Origin of the sequence: Actinomadura rubrobrunea NBRC 15275 (genome assembly GCF_001552235.1) — a bacterium.
Classification (GTDB): Bacteria; Actinomycetota; Actinomycetes; order Streptosporangiales; family Streptosporangiaceae; genus Spirillospora; species Spirillospora viridilutea.
In genome coordinates, this window is the sequence record NZ_BCQU01000009.1 from 53635 (window position 1) to 70962 (window position 17328).

The window sequence follows — 17328 nt, forward strand, 5'->3', positions numbered from 1 at the left end:
TGGTCGCATGCCCATTGACGTTTCGGCGGCGCGCGAGTTCATGGCCGCGCATGCGCGTGTCCTGGATCGGCGCCGCTTCGAGTTGCTGACGGACGAGACCCGCGGTCCTGAGGGCGTCCTGGCGGCCTTGGACGGATACCGGAACGCGGACGGCGGGTACGGGTGGGGCCTGGAGCCCGATCTGCGGGCGCCGGAGAGCCAGCCGGGTGCGGCGCTGCACGCGTTCGAGGTGTTCGAGGACATCGCGCCGGCGACGGCCCCGCAGGCCGCCGCATTGTGCGACTGGTTGGACGGGGTCACGTTGCCCGACGGGGGGTTGCCGTTCGCGCTGCCCGTGTCGACGACCGCCGGCACCGCGCCCTGGTGGGCGTCAGGTGATCCGGCGGTGTCCTCACTGCAGATCACGTCGGTGACCGCTGCCGCCGCCCACCGTGTCGCCGTCCACGACCGGGCGGTGAGGGATCACCCGTGGTTGGAGCGGGCGACCCGCTATTGCTTGGACGCGATCGCGGCCTTGGAGAAGCCGCCTCACGCCTACGTGCTGGCGTTCGTGGTGCGTTTCCTGGACGCGGTGCACGACACGCGTCCGCGGGAGAGCGCCGAACTCCTCGAGCGGGTGCGGCGGTTCATCCCGGCGGACGGACGGGTGCGCGTCGAGGGCGGCACCGAGGACGAGGCGCTGTATCCGCTGGATTTCGCGCCGCTGCCCGACCGTCCGGCCCGTGCGCTGTTCTCCCCCGACGTCATCGCCGCGGACCTCGACCGGCTCGCGTCGCTGCAGCAGGACGACGGGGGCTGGACTGTCGACTACCTCCAGATCTCCCCGGCAGGGGCCCTGGACTGGCGGGGCTACGCCACCGTCCGCGCCGTCGACATACTCCGCCGCAACGGCGTCATCCGTTGAGGATCCAGGGAGGGGTTGAACTCGCGGAAGACGATCGAGCGGTACGAGGTGCCGTTCTTGGACGTGTCGCGGTTGCTCTCCACCAGGGCGGCGATGCGGTAGTCGGATGTCGTGGCCATGCTCGATTACCCGCCTTCGGTGCCGGCCTCGGCGGGCGGCGAGGCATCGGCTGACGGGCCCGGTGCGGGCGTTGCCGTAGCTGATCCGTACGCGCATCTTGTTCGCGCGTTGCACGGAGCGGGCCTGGCCGTCGTTGTTGTAACGGACGCCTCGCACTTGGGGTCGAGCAGGGTGTCATCCCGGGACGTATCGGTGGAGGGCCGTCATGGGACGCGACGCGGTGGAGAGCGCCGTCGTCATGTGCTCCACACCCCTGGGGGCGGGCACTGATCTGCCCGCCCCATCGCAAGTCGATCAGTTCGGACGATCCGCGGCGAACGTCGACCTCTACAGGGGTCAATCTTTGATCAGGCGGCTTTGGCCGAGACCGGCGCGTCCCAGTCGATGCGGTACCGCTGCTCCGGGCCGAGCGTCTTCTCCGCGCTGAGGAAGGTGCGGGTCGCAATCGGCATCAGCAGCCGCATGAACGTGGTGGCGACCGGACCGAGCGTCTTGGTGTTGTTGGTCTTGGCGGCGCGGGCGGCGATCTTCTCCACTCGAGACCGCCGCAGCCGTTCGTACGCGGCGAACGCCGACGGCACGTCCGGCAGGTCGCGCAGGCAGCGGGCGAGCTGGACGGCGCTCTCCACCGCCAGCGACGCGCCCTGGCCCGAGCTGGGGGACGGCGCGTGGGCGGCGTCGCCGACCAGGACCATCCGGCCGCGGTGCCAGCGCCGCGCGCTCGGCATGATCTCCGTCGTGCCCAGCACGATCAGGTCCTCGGGGCGGGTGCGGGGGAGCAGGTCGCGGCCGGGCACCTCGTCGCCGACGGCCTCGCGCAGCCGCCGCAGCCACTCCTCCGGACTCGTGCGCCGGGCCTCGGCCGTCGTCACCCGGTTCCGGTGCGGCAGGTTGATGAACCAGGCGGTGGTGCCGTCGAGCTGCGGCCAGTAGCCGAGGAACGCGCGCCTGCCGAACACGAAGTACATGTCCTGCGGGTCGGCCGGGACGGTCGTGTGGGCGACGGCGCCGAAGTTCAGCAGCGGGACGTGCGAGGGCCCGGGGTCGTCCGGGTCGATGAGCTTGCGGACGGTGGAGTGGATGCCGTCCGCGCCGATCAGGACGTCGGCCGTGGCCCTCGTGCCGTCGGCGAACCGCGCGGTGACGGCGTCGGGCGCCTCGTCGACTCCGATCAGGCGCTTGCCGTGTTCGAAGCGGATGCCCTGCGCCTTGGCGGCGTCGCGCAGCACCCGGTGCAGGTCGGCCCGCCACAGCGTGATGCTGGGCGGCAGGTCCCGCGGCGCGGGGGCGGCGCCGATCCGCCTGCCCCGGCCGTCCAGCAGGATCATGTCTCGGGTGGGCTGGCCCGCGGCGCTCACGGCCTCGTGGGCGCCGAGGATCCGCAGCGCCTCGATCCCGTTCGGCGCGATGCTCAGCATGGCGCCCACCCCGGAGGCCGACTCCTCGTACGCCTCGTACACGACCGGCTCGATGCCGGCCCGCCGCAGCGCCATGGCCACCGCCGGCCCGGCGATCCCGCCGCCGATGACCAGCGCGGTCTTCACCGTCGTCATGTGGTCGTCCTCCCCCGGTCGAACGAATAGTTGGTTACAACTATGTCTTGACGTTTAGTTGGCGTCAACTATCTCGGATCGCGAGAGAGTTCGGATCGGTCTAGCCTGCGAACGGCGGCCGTGGCCGCCAGGACGCGAAGGAGTGGACGACCGATGCGCAGCCGCGTGACCGTCGTGGGCGAGGTGCTCGTCGACCTGCTGTGGAGGTCCGGGGCCGAGCACGTGCTTCCCGTGCCCGGCGGCAGCCCGGCGAACGTCGCGGTCGGGCTGCACCGCCTGGAGCGCCCCGTCACGCTGGTCACCACGTGGGGTGACGACCCGCCCGGCGCGCTGATCGGCGCCCACCTGGACGCGATCGGCGTCGAGGTGCGGCGCGCGCCGAGCGCCACCGACCGCAGCACGCTGGCCATCGCCTACCTGGACGAGGACGGCTCGGCGTCGTACGAGTTCGTCGCCGCCTGGGACCCGCGCGCGCTCGACGTGCCCGCCGACACCGCCGTCCTGCACACCGGCTCGCTGGCGCTGGTGGTCGAGCCCGGGGCGTCGGACGTGCTGCGGGCCTGCCGGCGGGTCCGGGAGCGGCCCGGCACGGCGGTCGCCGTCGACCTCAACGTGCGGCCCGCCGTCCAGCGCGACCGCGCCGCCTACCGCGCCGCCTGCGAACGGTTCGCCGAGGTCGCCGACGTCGTCAAGGCCAGCGACGAGGACCTGGCGTGGCTGTACCCGGACGCGACCGCCGAGCAGGCCGCCCGCGATCTGCTCGCGCGCGGCGCCCGCCTGGTCGTCGTCACGCTCGGCGCGGACGGCGCGTTCGCGCTCACCGCCGACGCGCAGGCGCGCGTCCCGGCGCCGCCCGTCGACGTCAAGGACACCGTCGGCGCCGGCGACGCCTTCCAGGCCGCCCTCCTGGACGCCCTGGCCTCCGCCGCGGCCCCGGCGTCCGAGGAGGACCGGCTGCCGCTGCCGACGACCGCCGACGAGCTGACCCGCGTGCTCATCCGCTGCGTCACCGCCGCCGCGATCACCTGTACGCGCGTCGGCTCCGACCCGCCGACCGCCGCCGAACTCCAGTCCGCCCAGCTCTGAGGAACAGGACGGATGGCCTTGGTGAGGGGCGTGCGCACCGTCCGCCGCGTCACCTGACGTCCTCGGAGACAGGCCTCGAGGACGGCTGCTCCGCTGCGACGTCCGCGGTCGTCGGTGGCGCCTCGGGGCGGTGCGGGGTCCGCTGTGCGCGTCCATGCCGCGCCCCGCCGACGCGGCCCCGCTACGAGGTCATCTATGCTCGGCGGCTGGCACGATGCGAACCGAGGGGTCGATCCGACAAGGAAGCCGCGCAATGACTGATCTTCCCGTCCGTCACTTCCAGGGCCGCGACGGCGTGGACCTGGTGTACCGCGAGATGGGCGAGGGACGGCCGCTGGTGCTGATCCACGGCTACTTCTCCACCGCGACGGTGAACTGGATCCGCTACGGCCACGCCGAGACGCTCGCGGCGCGCGGCCACCGGGTGATCATGCCGGACCTGCGGGCGCACGGCGACAGCGGCAAGCCGCACGACCCGGCCGCCTACCCGCCCGACGTGCTGGCCGACGACGGGTTCGCGCTGATCGAGGCGCTCGGGCTCACCGACTACGACCTCGGCGGCTACTCGCTGGGCGCGCGCACCGTCGTCCGCATGCTGGCGCGCGGCGCGACCCCCGCCCGCGCGGTCATCGGCGGCATGGGCCTGGACGGGATCGTCGACGCCGGCGGCCGCAGCGACCACTTCCGCCGCATCCTGACCAACCTCGGCACGTTCGAACGCGGCACGGCCGAGTGGCGGGCGGAGGCCTTCCTCAAGACCGTCGGCGGCGACCCCGTGGCGCTGCTGCGGCTGCTGGACTCCTTCGTCGACACGCCCCGCGAGGACCTCGCCCGCATCACCGTGCCGACGCTGGTGGTCGCGGGCGAAAAGGACCACGACAACGGGTCCGCGCAGGCGCTCGCCGACGTCCTCCCGAACGCCCGCTACGCCGAAGTCCCCGGCGAGCACATGAGCGCCGTCACCAAGCGCGACCTCGGCATCGCCATCGCCGACTTCCTGGCGTCCTGACCCGGCCGCGGCGATGAAGTCCCCGCGTCGCCGTCGCGGTCTGGCGTTCGGTCTGGTGCTGGCGTCCTGCGCGGCCGCCGGCGGCTGCGGCGCGGCCGCCGCGTGGTACGTCGGGCTGTTCGCGTCGAACGGCCGGTTCGACGGGCTGGACGCCTGCGCGCTGTTCCCGCCCGAGAAGGACATCGCCGCGCTGGTGCGGAACCCGGCACGCGAACCGATCGACTCCCGGCCGAAGCCGCTGCTCGGCGGCTGGAGCGGCGGGAACCTGCGGTCGGAATGCAAGTGGAGCAGCGTCCCCAAGGGGCAGGACGAGCCGTTCCGCACGGTGCGCGTGCACACCGAGACCATGAAGCGTTCCGGCCGCACCTCGGCCGAGGAACGGGCCCGCCTCTCCTTGGAATCCTGGTATCGCGCCCGGGCGGCCCGCCGCGACACCGACGCGCGCCCCATCGGCGTCGGCGAACAGGGGTACGCCAACACCGACACCATGCGTGCGGACCTGGTGTTCTTGCGCGTCACCGTCTACGACCTCCACGTCAAGTTCCGGGTGTCCAACGGACTGATCGACGTGTCCGCGCGCACGCACTCCAGGCCGTCCACCAAGGAGTGGGACCTGCTCGTCGACCTCGCGCGGAAGGTCGAAGCGAACGTCCGATCCTCCTGACATGCCGGTGGGATGCCGTCGGCTACGGCATCGCCAGAGATCGAGAGGCGCAGGACGAACGGCCACGTGCTGGCAGCCTGTCTGGATGCGGCGGGTGAGCCACATCGCATGCGGCGCACAGAGACATGACGCCAGCCGACTTCTGCGCGTCGAGCCCTTCAGCGGGCAGACGTCCGGTCGCCTCGACCCGGTGTTCCGAAGAAGCGGCCGCCGCGCTCCTCCCAGGCCCCGATTGAGACACACGACCAAGCGCGGATCCGAGGTGGAGAGGGTCGGCGCCGGACCGAGTGCTGGCGCCGCGCCCTGAAAGCAGCGGTCTGGTGAGGGGTGACGACCGCGGGGCGCCTACCAGGCGATGCATCGGGGGCATCGACCAGGTGCGAAGCGGAGGACCGAGCTCGACCAGGCGACGACCAAAGGCGGCCTGCGCGAACGCCTGGCCGCACCCTGGAATGTGCCGTCGCCCGGATGGCGGCAGGGTCGTACTCAGCTTGCTTCTCCGGCATGAATGCGGGGGCGCGGCAGCGTTCGGGCCCGGCCTGAGACAGAATGAACGCCCACCGCACCGGGCGTCGCCCCGGCGACCTGGGGGTCGACGGAAAGGCCGCCGGCCGTCCGGACCGGTGCGGTGGGCGGGCCTCGCGGGACGGGAATCCGCCGATCGGACGTCCGCTCACCGACCGGCGGGAGACTCGGCACCCCTACGAGACCACTCGATTACTCTACGCGATGATCTCATTACCCTGGGCGGCCGATCCTTAACCTTCGACCGGCGTTTCGCGCGTCCCCGCCAATGAAACCCCAGGCCGTCGGCGATGCCGGGGTCAGCTCACCCAGGCGAGGAGGGGCTCGCGCCGTTCGGGGTCGCGCAGGCGCGCCAGGGCGCCCTTCTCGAGCTGGCGGACGCGCTCGCGGGTCAGGCCGATCCGGTCGGCGATGTCCTGGAGGGTGTGCGGGCGGCCGTCGTTCAGCCCGTACCGCAGGGTCAGGATCAGGGCCTCGCGCGGCGGCAGCTGGTCCACCAGGGCGCGCAGCTCCTGCGCGAGATTCTCGAACTCCAGGGCCTCGGACGCCGGCACGGCGGTCGCGTCGGGGATCAGGTCGCCGACCCGGGTCTCGCCGTCCTCGCCGACCATGGTGTCGAGGCTGAGGGTCTCGCGGGCGGCGCGGCGCAGGTCCACCACCCGGTCGACGGGCTGGCCGGCCACGGCGGCGATCTCTTCGGCGGTCGGCTCGCGGCCCGCCGTCTCCAACTGCCGCTCGATCCGCGCCAGCCGGGTCAGCTCCTCCAGGATGTGCGCGGGCAGACGCACGGTGCGGGCCTTGTCGGCCAGGCCGCGTCCGATGGCCTGCCGGATCCACCACATGGCGTACGTGGAGAACTTGTAGCCCTTGGTGTAGTCGAACTTCTCGACCGCGTGGATCAGCCCGAGGTTGCCTTCTTGGATCACGTCCAGGATCGGCAGCCCGCGGCCGGCGTACTTCTTGGCGGCCGACACCACCAGCCGCAGGTTCGCCCGGATCATGTGGTCCTTGGCGGCCTGGCCGTCCCCGGCCAGCGCCTCCAGCTCCTCGCGCGTGGCGTCGGCCGTGCGCGGCGTGCGCCCGCGGCCGCCGGTGTCGAGCAGATGCCGGGCGTACAGCCCCGCCTCGATCCGCTTGGAGAGCTCGACCTCCTCCTCGGCCGTGAGCAGCGGCGTCGCGCCGATCTGCGACAGGTACTGGCCGAGCAGGTCCCGATCCTCGTCGGGCCCGTACGGCTCATACCGGGCATGACCGTTGGAAACGCGGGCCACCTTGCTCACCCTCGGTCGTCACGATCGCGCTGGGACGTCGGCGTTCCGAAGTCGAGCGTGCGCTGGTGATCAACGCGGCGGCGGACGTCCTGCCGCCGCTCGGCATGGCGGTGCCGCGCCCTGTCGGGCCGGGCGCGGTGCTGCGCGGCGGCGTCCGCGGTCAGGTTCCCGGCGCTCGAGGACGGCCGTCCCGCCCACGCCCGGCGGGCGTTCGGGCGGCGCCGAATGTCGTCACTCTCCAGCGCATGACGAACCATGGGCGCGTCCCCCTTCGGCTCGGCTCCTTTTCAGGCGCCGATTAATACCCCCAGGGAACATCCCAAACCCGGAGAAAGCGGAATTGTCAGCCCGGAGTGCAGGCCGTTCCGTTGAACGTGCAGTTGGACGGACGCATCGGGGAACCGCTCCCCTGGAAGAAGATCGTCGTGCTGGCGCCCCTGGGCAGCGCACCGCCGCTCACGACGATCGTGTACCCGTACCGCCGCCAGTCCTGCGGCCACAGCGCCGTCAGCTTCCGGGGCGGGTAGGTGAACGTCAGCCGCCAGGACGGCAGATCGGAATCGGTGTTGTTGACCACCACGTACGTGCCGTGGAAGGTGCCCTGCCAGGCGTTCGCGGTCGCGTACCGCACCGTGACCCGCCCGTCCGTGCGAGGCGGCTCGGGCGCGACCGGAGCCCGCGCCAGGGTCCGCTCCGGCTGCGGCCTCGACGGCGCGGAGGAAGGCTCGGACGAAGACGACGGGGCCGACGACGGTGAGGTCGCCGAGGGCGAGGGGGAGGTCGAGGTCGGCGACGCGGACGGCCCCTTCTGGAGCCCTCTCTGACGGACCAGCGGCTCCCCGCTGGCGTACGGGGCGGACGGCGACTCGGCGGCGCACGCGGACGGATCGCACTGCGCGGCGGTCTGCGGGGCGCGCGCGTTCACCCCGCCTCCGTCGCCGCCGAAGACCATGCTCATCACCAGGATGGTCACGACGAAGGTGACCAGGCCGAGGCCTCCGGCGGCCCAGGCCACCCCCGAGGGCCGGTAGCCGCGCAGACGCTCCAGCGCCCCCGCCTTCGGCCGCCGCCGCGCTCCCCCGGCACGGCGCTGCCTCGTCGGTCCTGTCCTGTGTTCTGCCATGCGCCCCATCCGTTCGTACCAGGACGAAGAAGGCCACCGAGCGTCGTCCCGCCTCCGGGACCGCCCCCGAGGCGCCGCCCAAGCGCATTGCCGCGAAGATCTTAGGGCAGATTCGAGCACGACCGCCGGTCCCGCGCGCCGAATGATTGGAAATCAGCCGCGCGGAGAACCCTCCACGGAATCCCCTACCGAATACCCAGCGGAAGGCCGAGACAACAGAGCGCACACCACCCGCCGCATTGCGTGTCCGACGCACCACGCCGAGCTCGCAGAATCGATCAGCATGGTCACAGTGAGCTACTTACTGACCTCCGGAGTTGCCCAACCGCCGAAATCCGCCGGCAAACATCCTCCCGCCAGTAGCGTGGCCTGGCTCACGTTCGGCCACTCATCGCCCCCGTTGATGCCGTCCATCCCCAGGAACGCCGGTGCATCTTCCGGCGGCCTCAGAGCGGCCAGGGGGCAGTGCTTTTGCAGATCTGCACACTCTGTGCGGAGTAATACTCCGTTATGGCGGCATACGGAACTGTCCAGCGAACAGTTCGCACAAGAGAGCGCGGCAGCAGGTCAGGCGGCTCAACTACTTCCTCAGTTCAGCTGACCGTTGCGCCGCTCCTAGCGTGGCGTTCGAGCGTCCGCATTCCGCCCAGCAGCGTTTGAACGCGGCGCTCTTCCGTCGGCCCGCGGGCGAGCAACCGTCCTCGGGGTGGCGCCCGCTGTGCCGGATGCGCAGTTGCTTGCAACCCTCGCCGAACCTGTGGTTGCCGACGGCGGAGGCGGTCACGCCGATCTTGCCGAGGAGCCCCGAGATCCGCGCGGATGCCCGATCAGGTCGCCCTACGCGACGACGAGGGTATTGCCGTCGGCCAGGCGTTTGAGGTGCGCGGCCGATGTAGGCGGCGCCGCTGGCGGGGGCGGACGCGCCTGCTCGTCCCCAGCCGTCCCCGAGCTTCCGGAGGATTCAAGATTGCTGCGCAAGTCCTTGAGGGCGAGTGCAGCGCCGTCCGGGTTCCAGGTGGCTCCACTACATGGGATGTGGCGGCGTGATCGGCGGGCGTCGAGACTACCGCGCGGTCAATGAAGTGGACAGCGTTGTCGGAAGCGGATCGTCGCCAGAAGGAGTGGATCGACACACGATGGCCGTCGATGTGGGCGGCGATTGCGGTGTCCGCTCACCGCAGGTCGCCGCCGCCGTCCTTGATGTGGCGCAGGAGTGCGCGCCATCGCCTGGGCTCCAGCACGAGTATGGCACCACTGCGATCGTGCGAATCCCTGACGAGCACGCGGCCCTCGTGCGCCGCCACCTCGACACAGTCGTCCGCTGGGTTGCTGGCGCTGCTCTTGCGCCAGACGAGGGCGCCCATCGACGACGTGCGTTCGACCATCCAGCACCCCTCTGTGAACGTCGCCGGCGGGACCTTGCCGCACGAGCCGTCCAGACAAGATCACCTACCAGGCTCAAGCCAAGCAGGGCATGACAAACCACGACCTTGTGGAAAATTTCCCGGACAAGAGTGTAAACGGTTTCAGTTATCCCGCCTACACCGGGAACACAAGATCACGTGATGTCGGTATGACGCCCGTCGGGCTTGGGGGTGCAGGTCGTCCGATCACCTCCCCATCAGTCCAGGTCAGATCGCCGGGAGCGGCATCGCTGGGTCAGGCCATCAGGTCCTCGGCCGCCTGCCGGATCAGGGCGAGGGATTCCTCGACCGGCAGCGCCTCGTCGAGGAGGGTCTCGAAGTTGTCGCGGTATTCGGCGATGCGCGAGTCGTCGCCGGTGATCATCACGCTGTTGCCCGGACGCCCCTCCAGGTACAGCACGTCGCCGAGGCCGCCTTCGAACTCCAGGAGAGTGAACGGCCCGTACAGGCCGAGATGCGCCCCTCGAGAGAAGGGGATCACGCGGACTTTGATCAGGTCGTCGTTCTCGACGGTGTCCGCGATGTGCCTCAGCTGGGTCGGCATGATCGCGGGATCGGCGCTGATGCCGACGTGCCGCCGGATCACGGCCTCGTCCATGATGTAGTACTGACGCGGCGGATTCTCGCGCCGGGCCAGCTCCTCCTGCCGCTGCATGCGCAGCTTGACGCCGAACGCCTGCTGCGTGGGGCTGACCATGCCGGTGCTGAGCACTTCGGCGTATTCGCGGGTCTGCAGCAGCCCCGGGACGACGGTGCCGTGGAAGCCCCTGATGTACGACGCACCCGCCGCGTACCCGACGAAGTTCAGGAAGGTGTCCTCGACCTCGCCCTTGTAGGCGTTCCACCAAGCGGGCTCGCGGGCACCGCGCGCCAGAGCCTGCAGCCTCTCCTGCCGGCTTTCAGACGTGACGTCATAGACCATCAACAGGGCCTGCAGGTCGGTCCGGGTGATGGCGTTCTTTCCGCCCTCGATGCGGATGACCTTGGACGGGGACCATTCCAGAGCCCGAGCCACCTGCTCCTGGGTCATCCCCTTCTCTTTTCGGAGCCTGACGAGCTCGCTTCGCAGCAGCGCGCTCTGCACAACCGGGCCCTGATCACTTGCCATCGCCAACGCTCACCCTGTGTAGCCCCAATGTGGTCTATGTCACATGCCGAAGTGCCATCTGGCAGTCGGACATCTAGCGTGCTGTCCGTCTGCACTCCGACAGCTTCCCTCGGCTGCGCCGTTTAGTTTTACCTCACCCACCTGCCGTTAAGTGGCCGGTTACACACACGACAGCTCGCCGACTGCTGCGCGGCACCCGACCATGTTGTACGGTGCTAGGTAGCAGACTAGCACCTGACATTAAGCTCACTGGCGTGTTAGGGTTGACGCAGCGTCAAAAATCAAGGGTGGCCTTTATGGTCGGCCCCCACGACCCGCGGCACCCGGGCGTTCCCGCCGGGCCGGCCGCACGAAGGAGGTTCAGCAGGTATCGAAAGTCCGAGCACTCCCCTGGAAACACCAAGGGCCACCCTGCGCTCTCCATCGATCAGTCGGTAGCCAGCCAAGCGAATCGAAGGAAAGCGGAGGGCGACCCTTCGGAACCGTCAGAAGTGTTTGCCGGTCGGCGACCGTCTGCGCTGTCACCGCAGTTCAGCCGTTGACCAGGACAAACACCTCCCGCGGATGCACCCAAGTCTAACCGCGATCACGCGGCCGAGGCTATAGGTGCCCGCGACTCGCCTCCCGCACCGCTCCGTCGCCGACGAGCCAGGAGGCGACGGACCGCGGTGCACGTGAGAGCCGCTTTCGAGACTTGGGATTCTCGGTCATGCGTACTCGACAGCTTTCACGGCGGACCGCCGACGCCTTCCCTGTGCGCCGTCGCCCCACGGCCATCGTCCGGCCGTCCGCCTCTCTGACGACGCCGCCCGCCATCGCTCACCTCTCGCCTGTCCCGTCCGGCGTCCCCTCGTCCGCCCGCGTCGACGCGGCGGAGGGGGACGGCGCCCGGCTCGGGGAGGCGCGATGACGAGCCCGCACACGCACCGTCACGACCCAGACGCCATCGTCACCCGCCCTCCGCTCCGTCCCATCGACGGCCGGCACCCCCGGCAGGCGGTGCGCGGGTGCAGCCACATCGCGGCGGCCGCGCCCCACACGGAGGTCCACCCCGACACCGACCGCGAATTCTGGGGAGCCCTCACCCACGACGAGCGCCAGGCGTTCGCCGCCTACGCCGAGCCGGTCCTGCTGCCGGTCGGCCATGTGCTGTGGCGCGAGGGCGACGTCGCCGACCAGGTGCTGGTCATCCAGTCCGGCTGGGTGAAGATCTCCGTCCGGCGCGGGCGACACGAGCACGTCATCGCCGTCCGCGGTCCGGGCGCCCTGATCGGCGAACGCGCCGCCATGCAGGTGCGGCGGCGTTCGGCCACCGTCGTCGTTATGGCCACCGTCCACGCGATGCGGTTGGCCACCACCGCGTTCGCCGCCATCCTCGCCGAGCACCCCCGGATCCTGCGCGTCGTCGAGGCGCAGATGTACGACCGGCTCACCGAAGGCGGCGACTCGTCCGTGTGCTTCCACGGATTCCCGCGGACGGCGGCGGCCGCGTCCGTCCCCTCGCCCCAGGATGCGCACGACGCTTCCGAGACGCCGACGGACTCCGCAGCGGCGACGGCCGGATTCGCGAGGGCGACCCCGACTTACACCGCGCCCGATGCCGTGGCCGCCCCCGCACCGGTGGCCGACATCCGCGCCGGGCAGAACTGCACGATCCTTTACACCGACATCGTCCGGTTCAGTGGCGCCCACCGCACCGACGACGACCGGCTCGTCGTGCGTCGCGTCATGTACGAGTTGTTGCGCGGCGCGCTCGAGGAGTCCGGGGTGCCGTGGGAGCCGTGCCACCACGAGGATCGCGGCGACGGCGCCCTGGTGATCGTCCCGGCCGAGATCCCCACCCGCTGCGTCGTCGATCCGATGCTGGCGCTGCTCACGGCACGGCTGCACCGCCACAACCGCGACGCCGACAAGGGCACCCGGTTCCAACTTCGGGTCGCCCTGCACGTCGGCCCGGTGGTACCGGACGAGCAGGGCGTCTCCGGTCTGGCGATCATCCAGACGGCGCGGCTGCTCGACGCGCCCGTCCTGAAGGACTGGATGGACCGCACCCAGGCCGACGTCGGCGTCATCGCCTCCTCCTACGTCTACGAGTTCGTCATCGCGCATGCGCCGGGTCTGGTCAACCCGGCCAGCTACCAGCGCGTGATCTGCAAGGTCAAGGACGCGGAACTGACGGGCTGGATGCACCTGTCCAGCGCCACCTTCCCTCCCGCAGCCTGACCGCCCCCGTCGCCTTCGCGCGCACCGCCGGGTTCTCACCCCGCACCCGGTCCGGTGCGCCCCCTCCTCGACCGGGACATCCCGTCGTCCCGAGGCCGCTCATACGACGGCAATGGCCTCATCTTCTCGACGGCCACCGCGCCCCAAGCTCCCCGAACCGCCGTTCAGCGGACACGCCTGTGGAAACCACACCGATGCGGTCCTGGCCGAAGATGACCTTCTTTACCTCGACGAAGGGCTGTTGCAGGACGGGGCAGACAACAGCCGGGTCGTAGATGTCACCGGGCCAACAGCGACGTTCGTACGCGGCCTCTTCCATCGCCCGACGCCCAGTCCTCAGGCTTCAAGATCGGCCTCGTCAGCTTCAATCTCGTCGTCCTCCGAGTACTCGCGACATCGACGCTCACGGCACCGCACGCACTATTGCTGCCCACATACTGTCCAGCCGGACATGGTGCAGCTGGTGCACGCCAGCGCAGACGCTGCGGCTCCAACCGCCGCCCCTTCTGCAGAGACGAAGCGCGTCGTGGCCGGTTGCTGCGCACCGCGCCTCGGGTCAGTGGCGACGACCCGTATCCTGGCGTGACTCAACGGTTGCGGCGAGCCGGTGCCGACCTGGGTGTCCCAGTCCCGAATCCGGTACCCGTTGCGGCGGTTCACCCGCTCACCCGACCGCTCGCCGTAGCCGGCCCCGCAGAACGCGTCGCCTCCGCGCTCATCAACGCCTCGGGCATTGACCGCAGCAGGTCCGGCTCACACGCCCCGATCTGCCCGGCAATCCGGCAGCCGGCGGCTGGTGCGCCACGCCTGGGGCCGCGGCTACGCCACCGAGGCCGCCCGCAGCGCCCTCGCCAGTGGCTCCGCGGGGTCCACACTGGTGTCATCGGCCATCGCGTCGTCTCCTTCGATCTTGGTCTTCGCTTCTCGAAGGATCACGCGGTGGCCCGCCTCATCACGACGCCATGCCCTCTGACCTGCTGGAACTCGTACACCATCTCCGTGGACGCAACCTTCGATTCATCGCTTCGGTGTTCATCGACGTGTGCTGACGGCCACCCCATGCCCGAAGCCGACTTCTCAGCGTCCGCTCGAGTCGTTCGCCCCCCGTGAAGCGGCCGCGCCGCCGACCCCGTCAGGAGGCCGACGGCGCGGACTGAGCGAACGCGATGACTAGGCGGCCGCCTTCACCCGCACGGCGCCGACCTGCACGGACAGCGCCCTGCCGGACAGCACCTGACGCAGCACGTCCGGCTTGTTGCTGATGATGCCGTCCGCACCGAGCTCGACGGCGTCGCGCATCGCGTCCGGATCGTCGATGGTCCAGGTGAAGACCTCCATGCCGAGCGCGTGCACCCGCTTCACGTACGCCGGGGTCAGATCGGCGTACCGCGGGTTGATCTGGTCGGCGTACCCGCCGAGCACGGGCAGCTCGTCGACCGAGGGCGTGCCGAGCAGCCCGATCGGCACCCGCGGCATGAGGGCGTGGAAGCGCTTCATCGAGTCCCAGTCGAACGACTGCACGACCAGGCGGCGCTTGCGCGGGTCCGGCCGCAGCCACAGCGGGTGGCGCTTGAGCTCGGCGGCGATCCGGCGCTCGATGCCCGGGTACAGCTCCGGCGACTTCACTTCCAGCAGCAGCCCGAGACCGCTGTGCTGCATCGCGCGCAGCGCCTCGCCCAACGTCGGCACCGGCTCGCCCTTGAACTCGTCGCCGAACCAGGACCCGGCGTCCAGCTTGCGGATCTCGGCGAGGGTGAAGTCGGCGACCCGCCACGGCGCCCGGTCGGGGAAGACCTCCTCCACGTTGGTGGTGCGCGACAGGGTGGTGTCGTGCATGAGGACGAGCTTGTGGTCCTTGGTCTCCTGGACGTCCAGCTCGAACATGTCCGCGCGCTGCTTGCGGGCCAGCTTGAACGCGGCGATGGTGTTCTCCGGAGCGTACGCGGAGGCGCCCCGGTGGGCCACGGCGGCGACCTTCCTGGGTCTTGACGTCACCGTGTCGGCGTTCGCGTCCGCCGCCGTTCCGGCGACGAGCGCGACCGTCATGGCAACGGCGAGGGTGAAACCGAGCCGTCGGAACATTGTCACCCCTTGCAACTAGGCGATGTCGGTCCAACCCTTGAGCCGTCCGATGACAGTCAAGTAACAAATGATTAGCAATTCTTGTAATCCCTGTGGACCAGACACGCCGTAGCGGCACTAACGGCTCGTCCTTATCCGGCTTTCCGCCAGTTCGTCCCGTGGTGCCGGAACAGCCGACGTCCCAGGTCATCGCCATGCCGTCGCCCCTTTCGCCACCGGGGACCCCGCTGCGCCGCATCACCGAGAACCCTCGGTCTTCACCGCACCACATCACAACAAAACAGAACGCAAACCATTTGTCACCACATCGCCGGATCAAAGCGAAAGGAAGGCATGAACTAGTTTCCGCTTCATTGCGTCAACTATCCGGGATGTCCTCCGCGGCATCGGAGGGTGAATCGGGTCTGCCGAAGGGCCTGAGCCTCGAAATTGCGGTGCGGGACGGCCTCGTCCGCCGACCGGCGACGGACGGTGCCGCCGCGTCGTCCGCCGAAGGGCTTCGGCGACGCCGGATGACGCGCGGGCGCGGGAAGAGCCGCCGCCTCGCGCCGGGGACGAGGGGCGGGACGGGTGTGGCGAGCCTGGTCGGCTTGCCGCGCCCGCGCAAGACGACCGAGGCCCCGAGCTGCCACTGCGCGGCCTCGTCCCTGTGCGCCGCGTCCAGCAGGGCGCCGGAGGCCAGCACGCGGCCGGGGAAGGTCGCGGCCAGGTCGCTGAGGCGGGCGGCCTCGTTCACGGGGTCGCCGATCACCGTGTATTCGAAGCGCTGCTCCGCCCCGATGTAGCCGGCGACGACCGTGCCCGCCGACACGCCGATGCTCGCGTCCAGCTGCGGAACCTCCGCACGCAGCCGCGTGGCGAGTTCCCGGGCGGCGCCGAGTGCGGCGCCCTCGGCGTCCTGGAGGCTGGTGGGCGCGCCGAAGACGGCCAGTGCGGTGTCCCCCGCGAACTTGTTGATCCAGCCGCCGTGCGCGGCGACGACGTCCACCACCACGCCGAAGAACGCGTTGAGCAGCGCCACGACCTGGTCGGGAGTGCGGTTCTCGGCCAGCCGGGGCGAATCCGCGATGTCGACGAACAGCACGGCGACCTCGCGGGTGCGTCCGCCCAGCCTGATGCCGTCGCTCTCCAACGCGAGGACGGCGACCTCCTCGCCGACGTGCCGTCCGAACAGGTCGCGCAGCCGCTGGTGCTCGCGCAGCCCGGCGACCATGTGGTTGAACCCGGCCTGCAGCTGGCCGACCTCGCTGGCGTCGTACACCGGGACGCTCGCGCCGAGGTCGCCGCGTTCGACCCGCGCCATGCCCTGCCGCACCGACTCGATCGGGTCGGCGACGGCGCGGATGGCGATGTAGGCGACCTGCATGCCGACGAGCAGCGCGGCCCCGCCCAGGCCGAGCACGGTGACGGCGAGCTGCCGGGTGTCGATGAGGCTCTCGACCAGCGCCGCGACGGCCACGCAGACGAGACCGAGAACCGGGACGGCGGTGCCGAGCAGCCAGGCCAGCATGATCCGCGTGGTGACGCCGGGCAGCCGCAGGCCGCGCGGCGGCCCGTCCGCCAGCACGAGCGCGGCCGCGGGGCGCAGCAGCCGCTCCGACAGCAGGTAGACGAGGGTGCAGGTCGTCATCGCGCCGAGCAGGCAGGTGAGCCCGGTCTTGACGGCGAGCCTGCCGGTGAACAGCGCCAGGTCGAGGACGGCCCATCCCGCGGCGCCCACGGCCCACATGCCGCCGACGAGGAGGGTCAGGCGCAGCGGCCCCAGCAGCACGGCGCGCCGCTGCTCCGGGTCGGGGACGCCCTTGTCGCGCACGAGCCGCACGACCGGCCGCCACAGCCGCAATCCCAGCAGCAGGGTCACGGGCGCGGCGACCACCGGGTAGCCGAAGAACGAGGTGGTGTTGACGACGCGCGCCCGCTCAGGGTCGGGAAGCGGCGGATCGGGGACGACGAAGATGGCGAACAGCAACACCACGAGGGCGCCGCCCAGGTTCGCCAGGCTCACGACGACCAGCAGCACCCAGCGGACGCGCATCTCCAGCATGGTGCGGGGCACCCCGGGGAACTTCAGCCTGGTTCGGAGAACGCGCGACATCGCCCTGCCGGTCACCTGCGTCCTCCCCGGTCTCCCGAGGTCCTCGACCGCCGCCGTCCACTGGGTAACCGCGACACGTCTCACCTTAAATCGCGGTGAGGACGGCGCGTCGGTGAAAGTCGCAGCGTGACGCGCAGCCGC

The 17328-nt window shown here is 70.6% G+C and carries 12 protein-coding genes and 1 pseudogene; 5 read left to right on the forward strand and 8 right to left on the reverse strand.

Translation table 11 applies throughout. From position 1 onward, the window contains the following. Nucleotides 1–7: 7 nt before the first annotated feature. On the forward strand, nucleotides 8–904 hold the full coding sequence (locus tag AR3_RS04500; protein WP_067908867.1) for a hypothetical protein: 897 nt from the start codon (nucleotides 8–10) through the stop codon (nucleotides 902–904). Nucleotides 905–1371: 467 nt separating this feature from the next. On the opposite strand, the gene AR3_RS04505 is transcribed toward AR3_RS04500, so the two are convergent. Next, nucleotides 1372–2577, reverse strand: coding sequence for an FAD-dependent oxidoreductase (locus AR3_RS04505; RefSeq protein ID WP_067908868.1), 1206 nt, complete (start codon nucleotides 2575–2577; stop codon nucleotides 1372–1374). A 153-nt stretch (nucleotides 2578–2730) separates the two neighbouring features. On the opposite strand from AR3_RS04505, the gene AR3_RS04510 reads away from it, so the two are divergent. The 3 genes from AR3_RS04510 (at nucleotide 2731) to AR3_RS04520 (ending at nucleotide 5336) form a co-directional block, all read left to right on the forward strand. Further along, entirely contained in the window at nucleotides 2731–3663 is a 933-nt protein-coding gene (locus AR3_RS04510) for a carbohydrate kinase family protein (RefSeq protein ID WP_067908870.1), read from the forward strand. A gap of 253 nt (nucleotides 3664–3916) precedes the next feature. Beyond that, nucleotides 3917–4672 carry an alpha/beta fold hydrolase gene (locus tag AR3_RS04515; protein WP_067908873.1) on the forward strand — a complete coding sequence of 252 codons (756 nt, stop codon included), beginning with the start codon at nucleotides 3917–3919 and terminating at the stop codon, nucleotides 4670–4672. 13 nt (nucleotides 4673–4685) lie between these two features. Beyond that, complete coding sequence (locus AR3_RS04520; RefSeq protein ID WP_067908876.1) at nucleotides 4686–5336, forward strand: hypothetical protein; 651 nt, start codon at nucleotides 4686–4688, stop codon at nucleotides 5334–5336. 824 nt (nucleotides 5337–6160) lie between these two features. Here the strand turns inward: AR3_RS04520 and AR3_RS04525 are convergent. From AR3_RS04525 to AR3_RS04545, 4 genes are all read right to left on the reverse strand, one after another. After that, complete coding sequence (locus tag AR3_RS04525; protein ID WP_227023102.1) at nucleotides 6161–7132, reverse strand: sigma-70 family RNA polymerase sigma factor; 972 nt, start codon at nucleotides 7130–7132, stop codon at nucleotides 6161–6163. Nucleotides 7133–7475: 343 nt separating this feature from the next. Then, nucleotides 7476–8255: a cellulose binding domain-containing protein gene (locus AR3_RS04535; RefSeq protein ID WP_169803784.1), complete on the reverse strand. Its 780-nt coding sequence runs from the start codon at nucleotides 8253–8255 to the stop codon at nucleotides 7476–7478. A gap of 1172 nt (nucleotides 8256–9427) precedes the next feature. Then, nucleotides 9428–9640, reverse strand: coding sequence for a DUF397 domain-containing protein (locus AR3_RS04540; RefSeq protein WP_174545421.1), 213 nt, complete (start codon nucleotides 9638–9640; stop codon nucleotides 9428–9430). 274 nt (nucleotides 9641–9914) lie between these two features. Then, nucleotides 9915–10787, reverse strand: a complete 873-nt coding sequence (locus AR3_RS04545; RefSeq protein WP_067908888.1) for a helix-turn-helix domain-containing protein — start codon at nucleotides 10785–10787, stop codon at nucleotides 9915–9917. Between the two features lie 906 nt (nucleotides 10788–11693). Here AR3_RS04545 and AR3_RS04550 point away from each other — a divergent pair. After that, on the forward strand, nucleotides 11694–13010 hold the full coding sequence (locus AR3_RS04550) for a cyclic nucleotide-binding domain-containing protein (protein WP_067908892.1): 1317 nt from the start codon (nucleotides 11694–11696) through the stop codon (nucleotides 13008–13010). 606 nt (nucleotides 13011–13616) lie between these two features. On the opposite strand, the pseudogene AR3_RS33035 reads toward AR3_RS04550, so the two are convergent. The 3 genes and pseudogenes from AR3_RS33035 to AR3_RS04560 all read right to left on the reverse strand — a co-directional run. Then, nucleotides 13617–13789 (reverse strand): annotated as a pseudogene (locus AR3_RS33035) (transposase); the annotation flags it as partial. A 391-nt stretch (nucleotides 13790–14180) separates the two neighbouring features. Continuing rightward, entirely contained in the window at nucleotides 14181–15056 is an 876-nt protein-coding gene (locus tag AR3_RS04555) for a glycerophosphodiester phosphodiesterase (RefSeq protein ID WP_227023103.1), read from the reverse strand. Between the two features lie 394 nt (nucleotides 15057–15450). Beyond that, nucleotides 15451–17202 (reverse strand): adenylate/guanylate cyclase domain-containing protein, encoded by a 1752-nt coding sequence (locus AR3_RS04560; RefSeq protein ID WP_227023104.1) that lies wholly within the window; start codon nucleotides 17200–17202, stop codon nucleotides 15451–15453. Nucleotides 17203–17328: the final 126 nt, after the last annotated feature.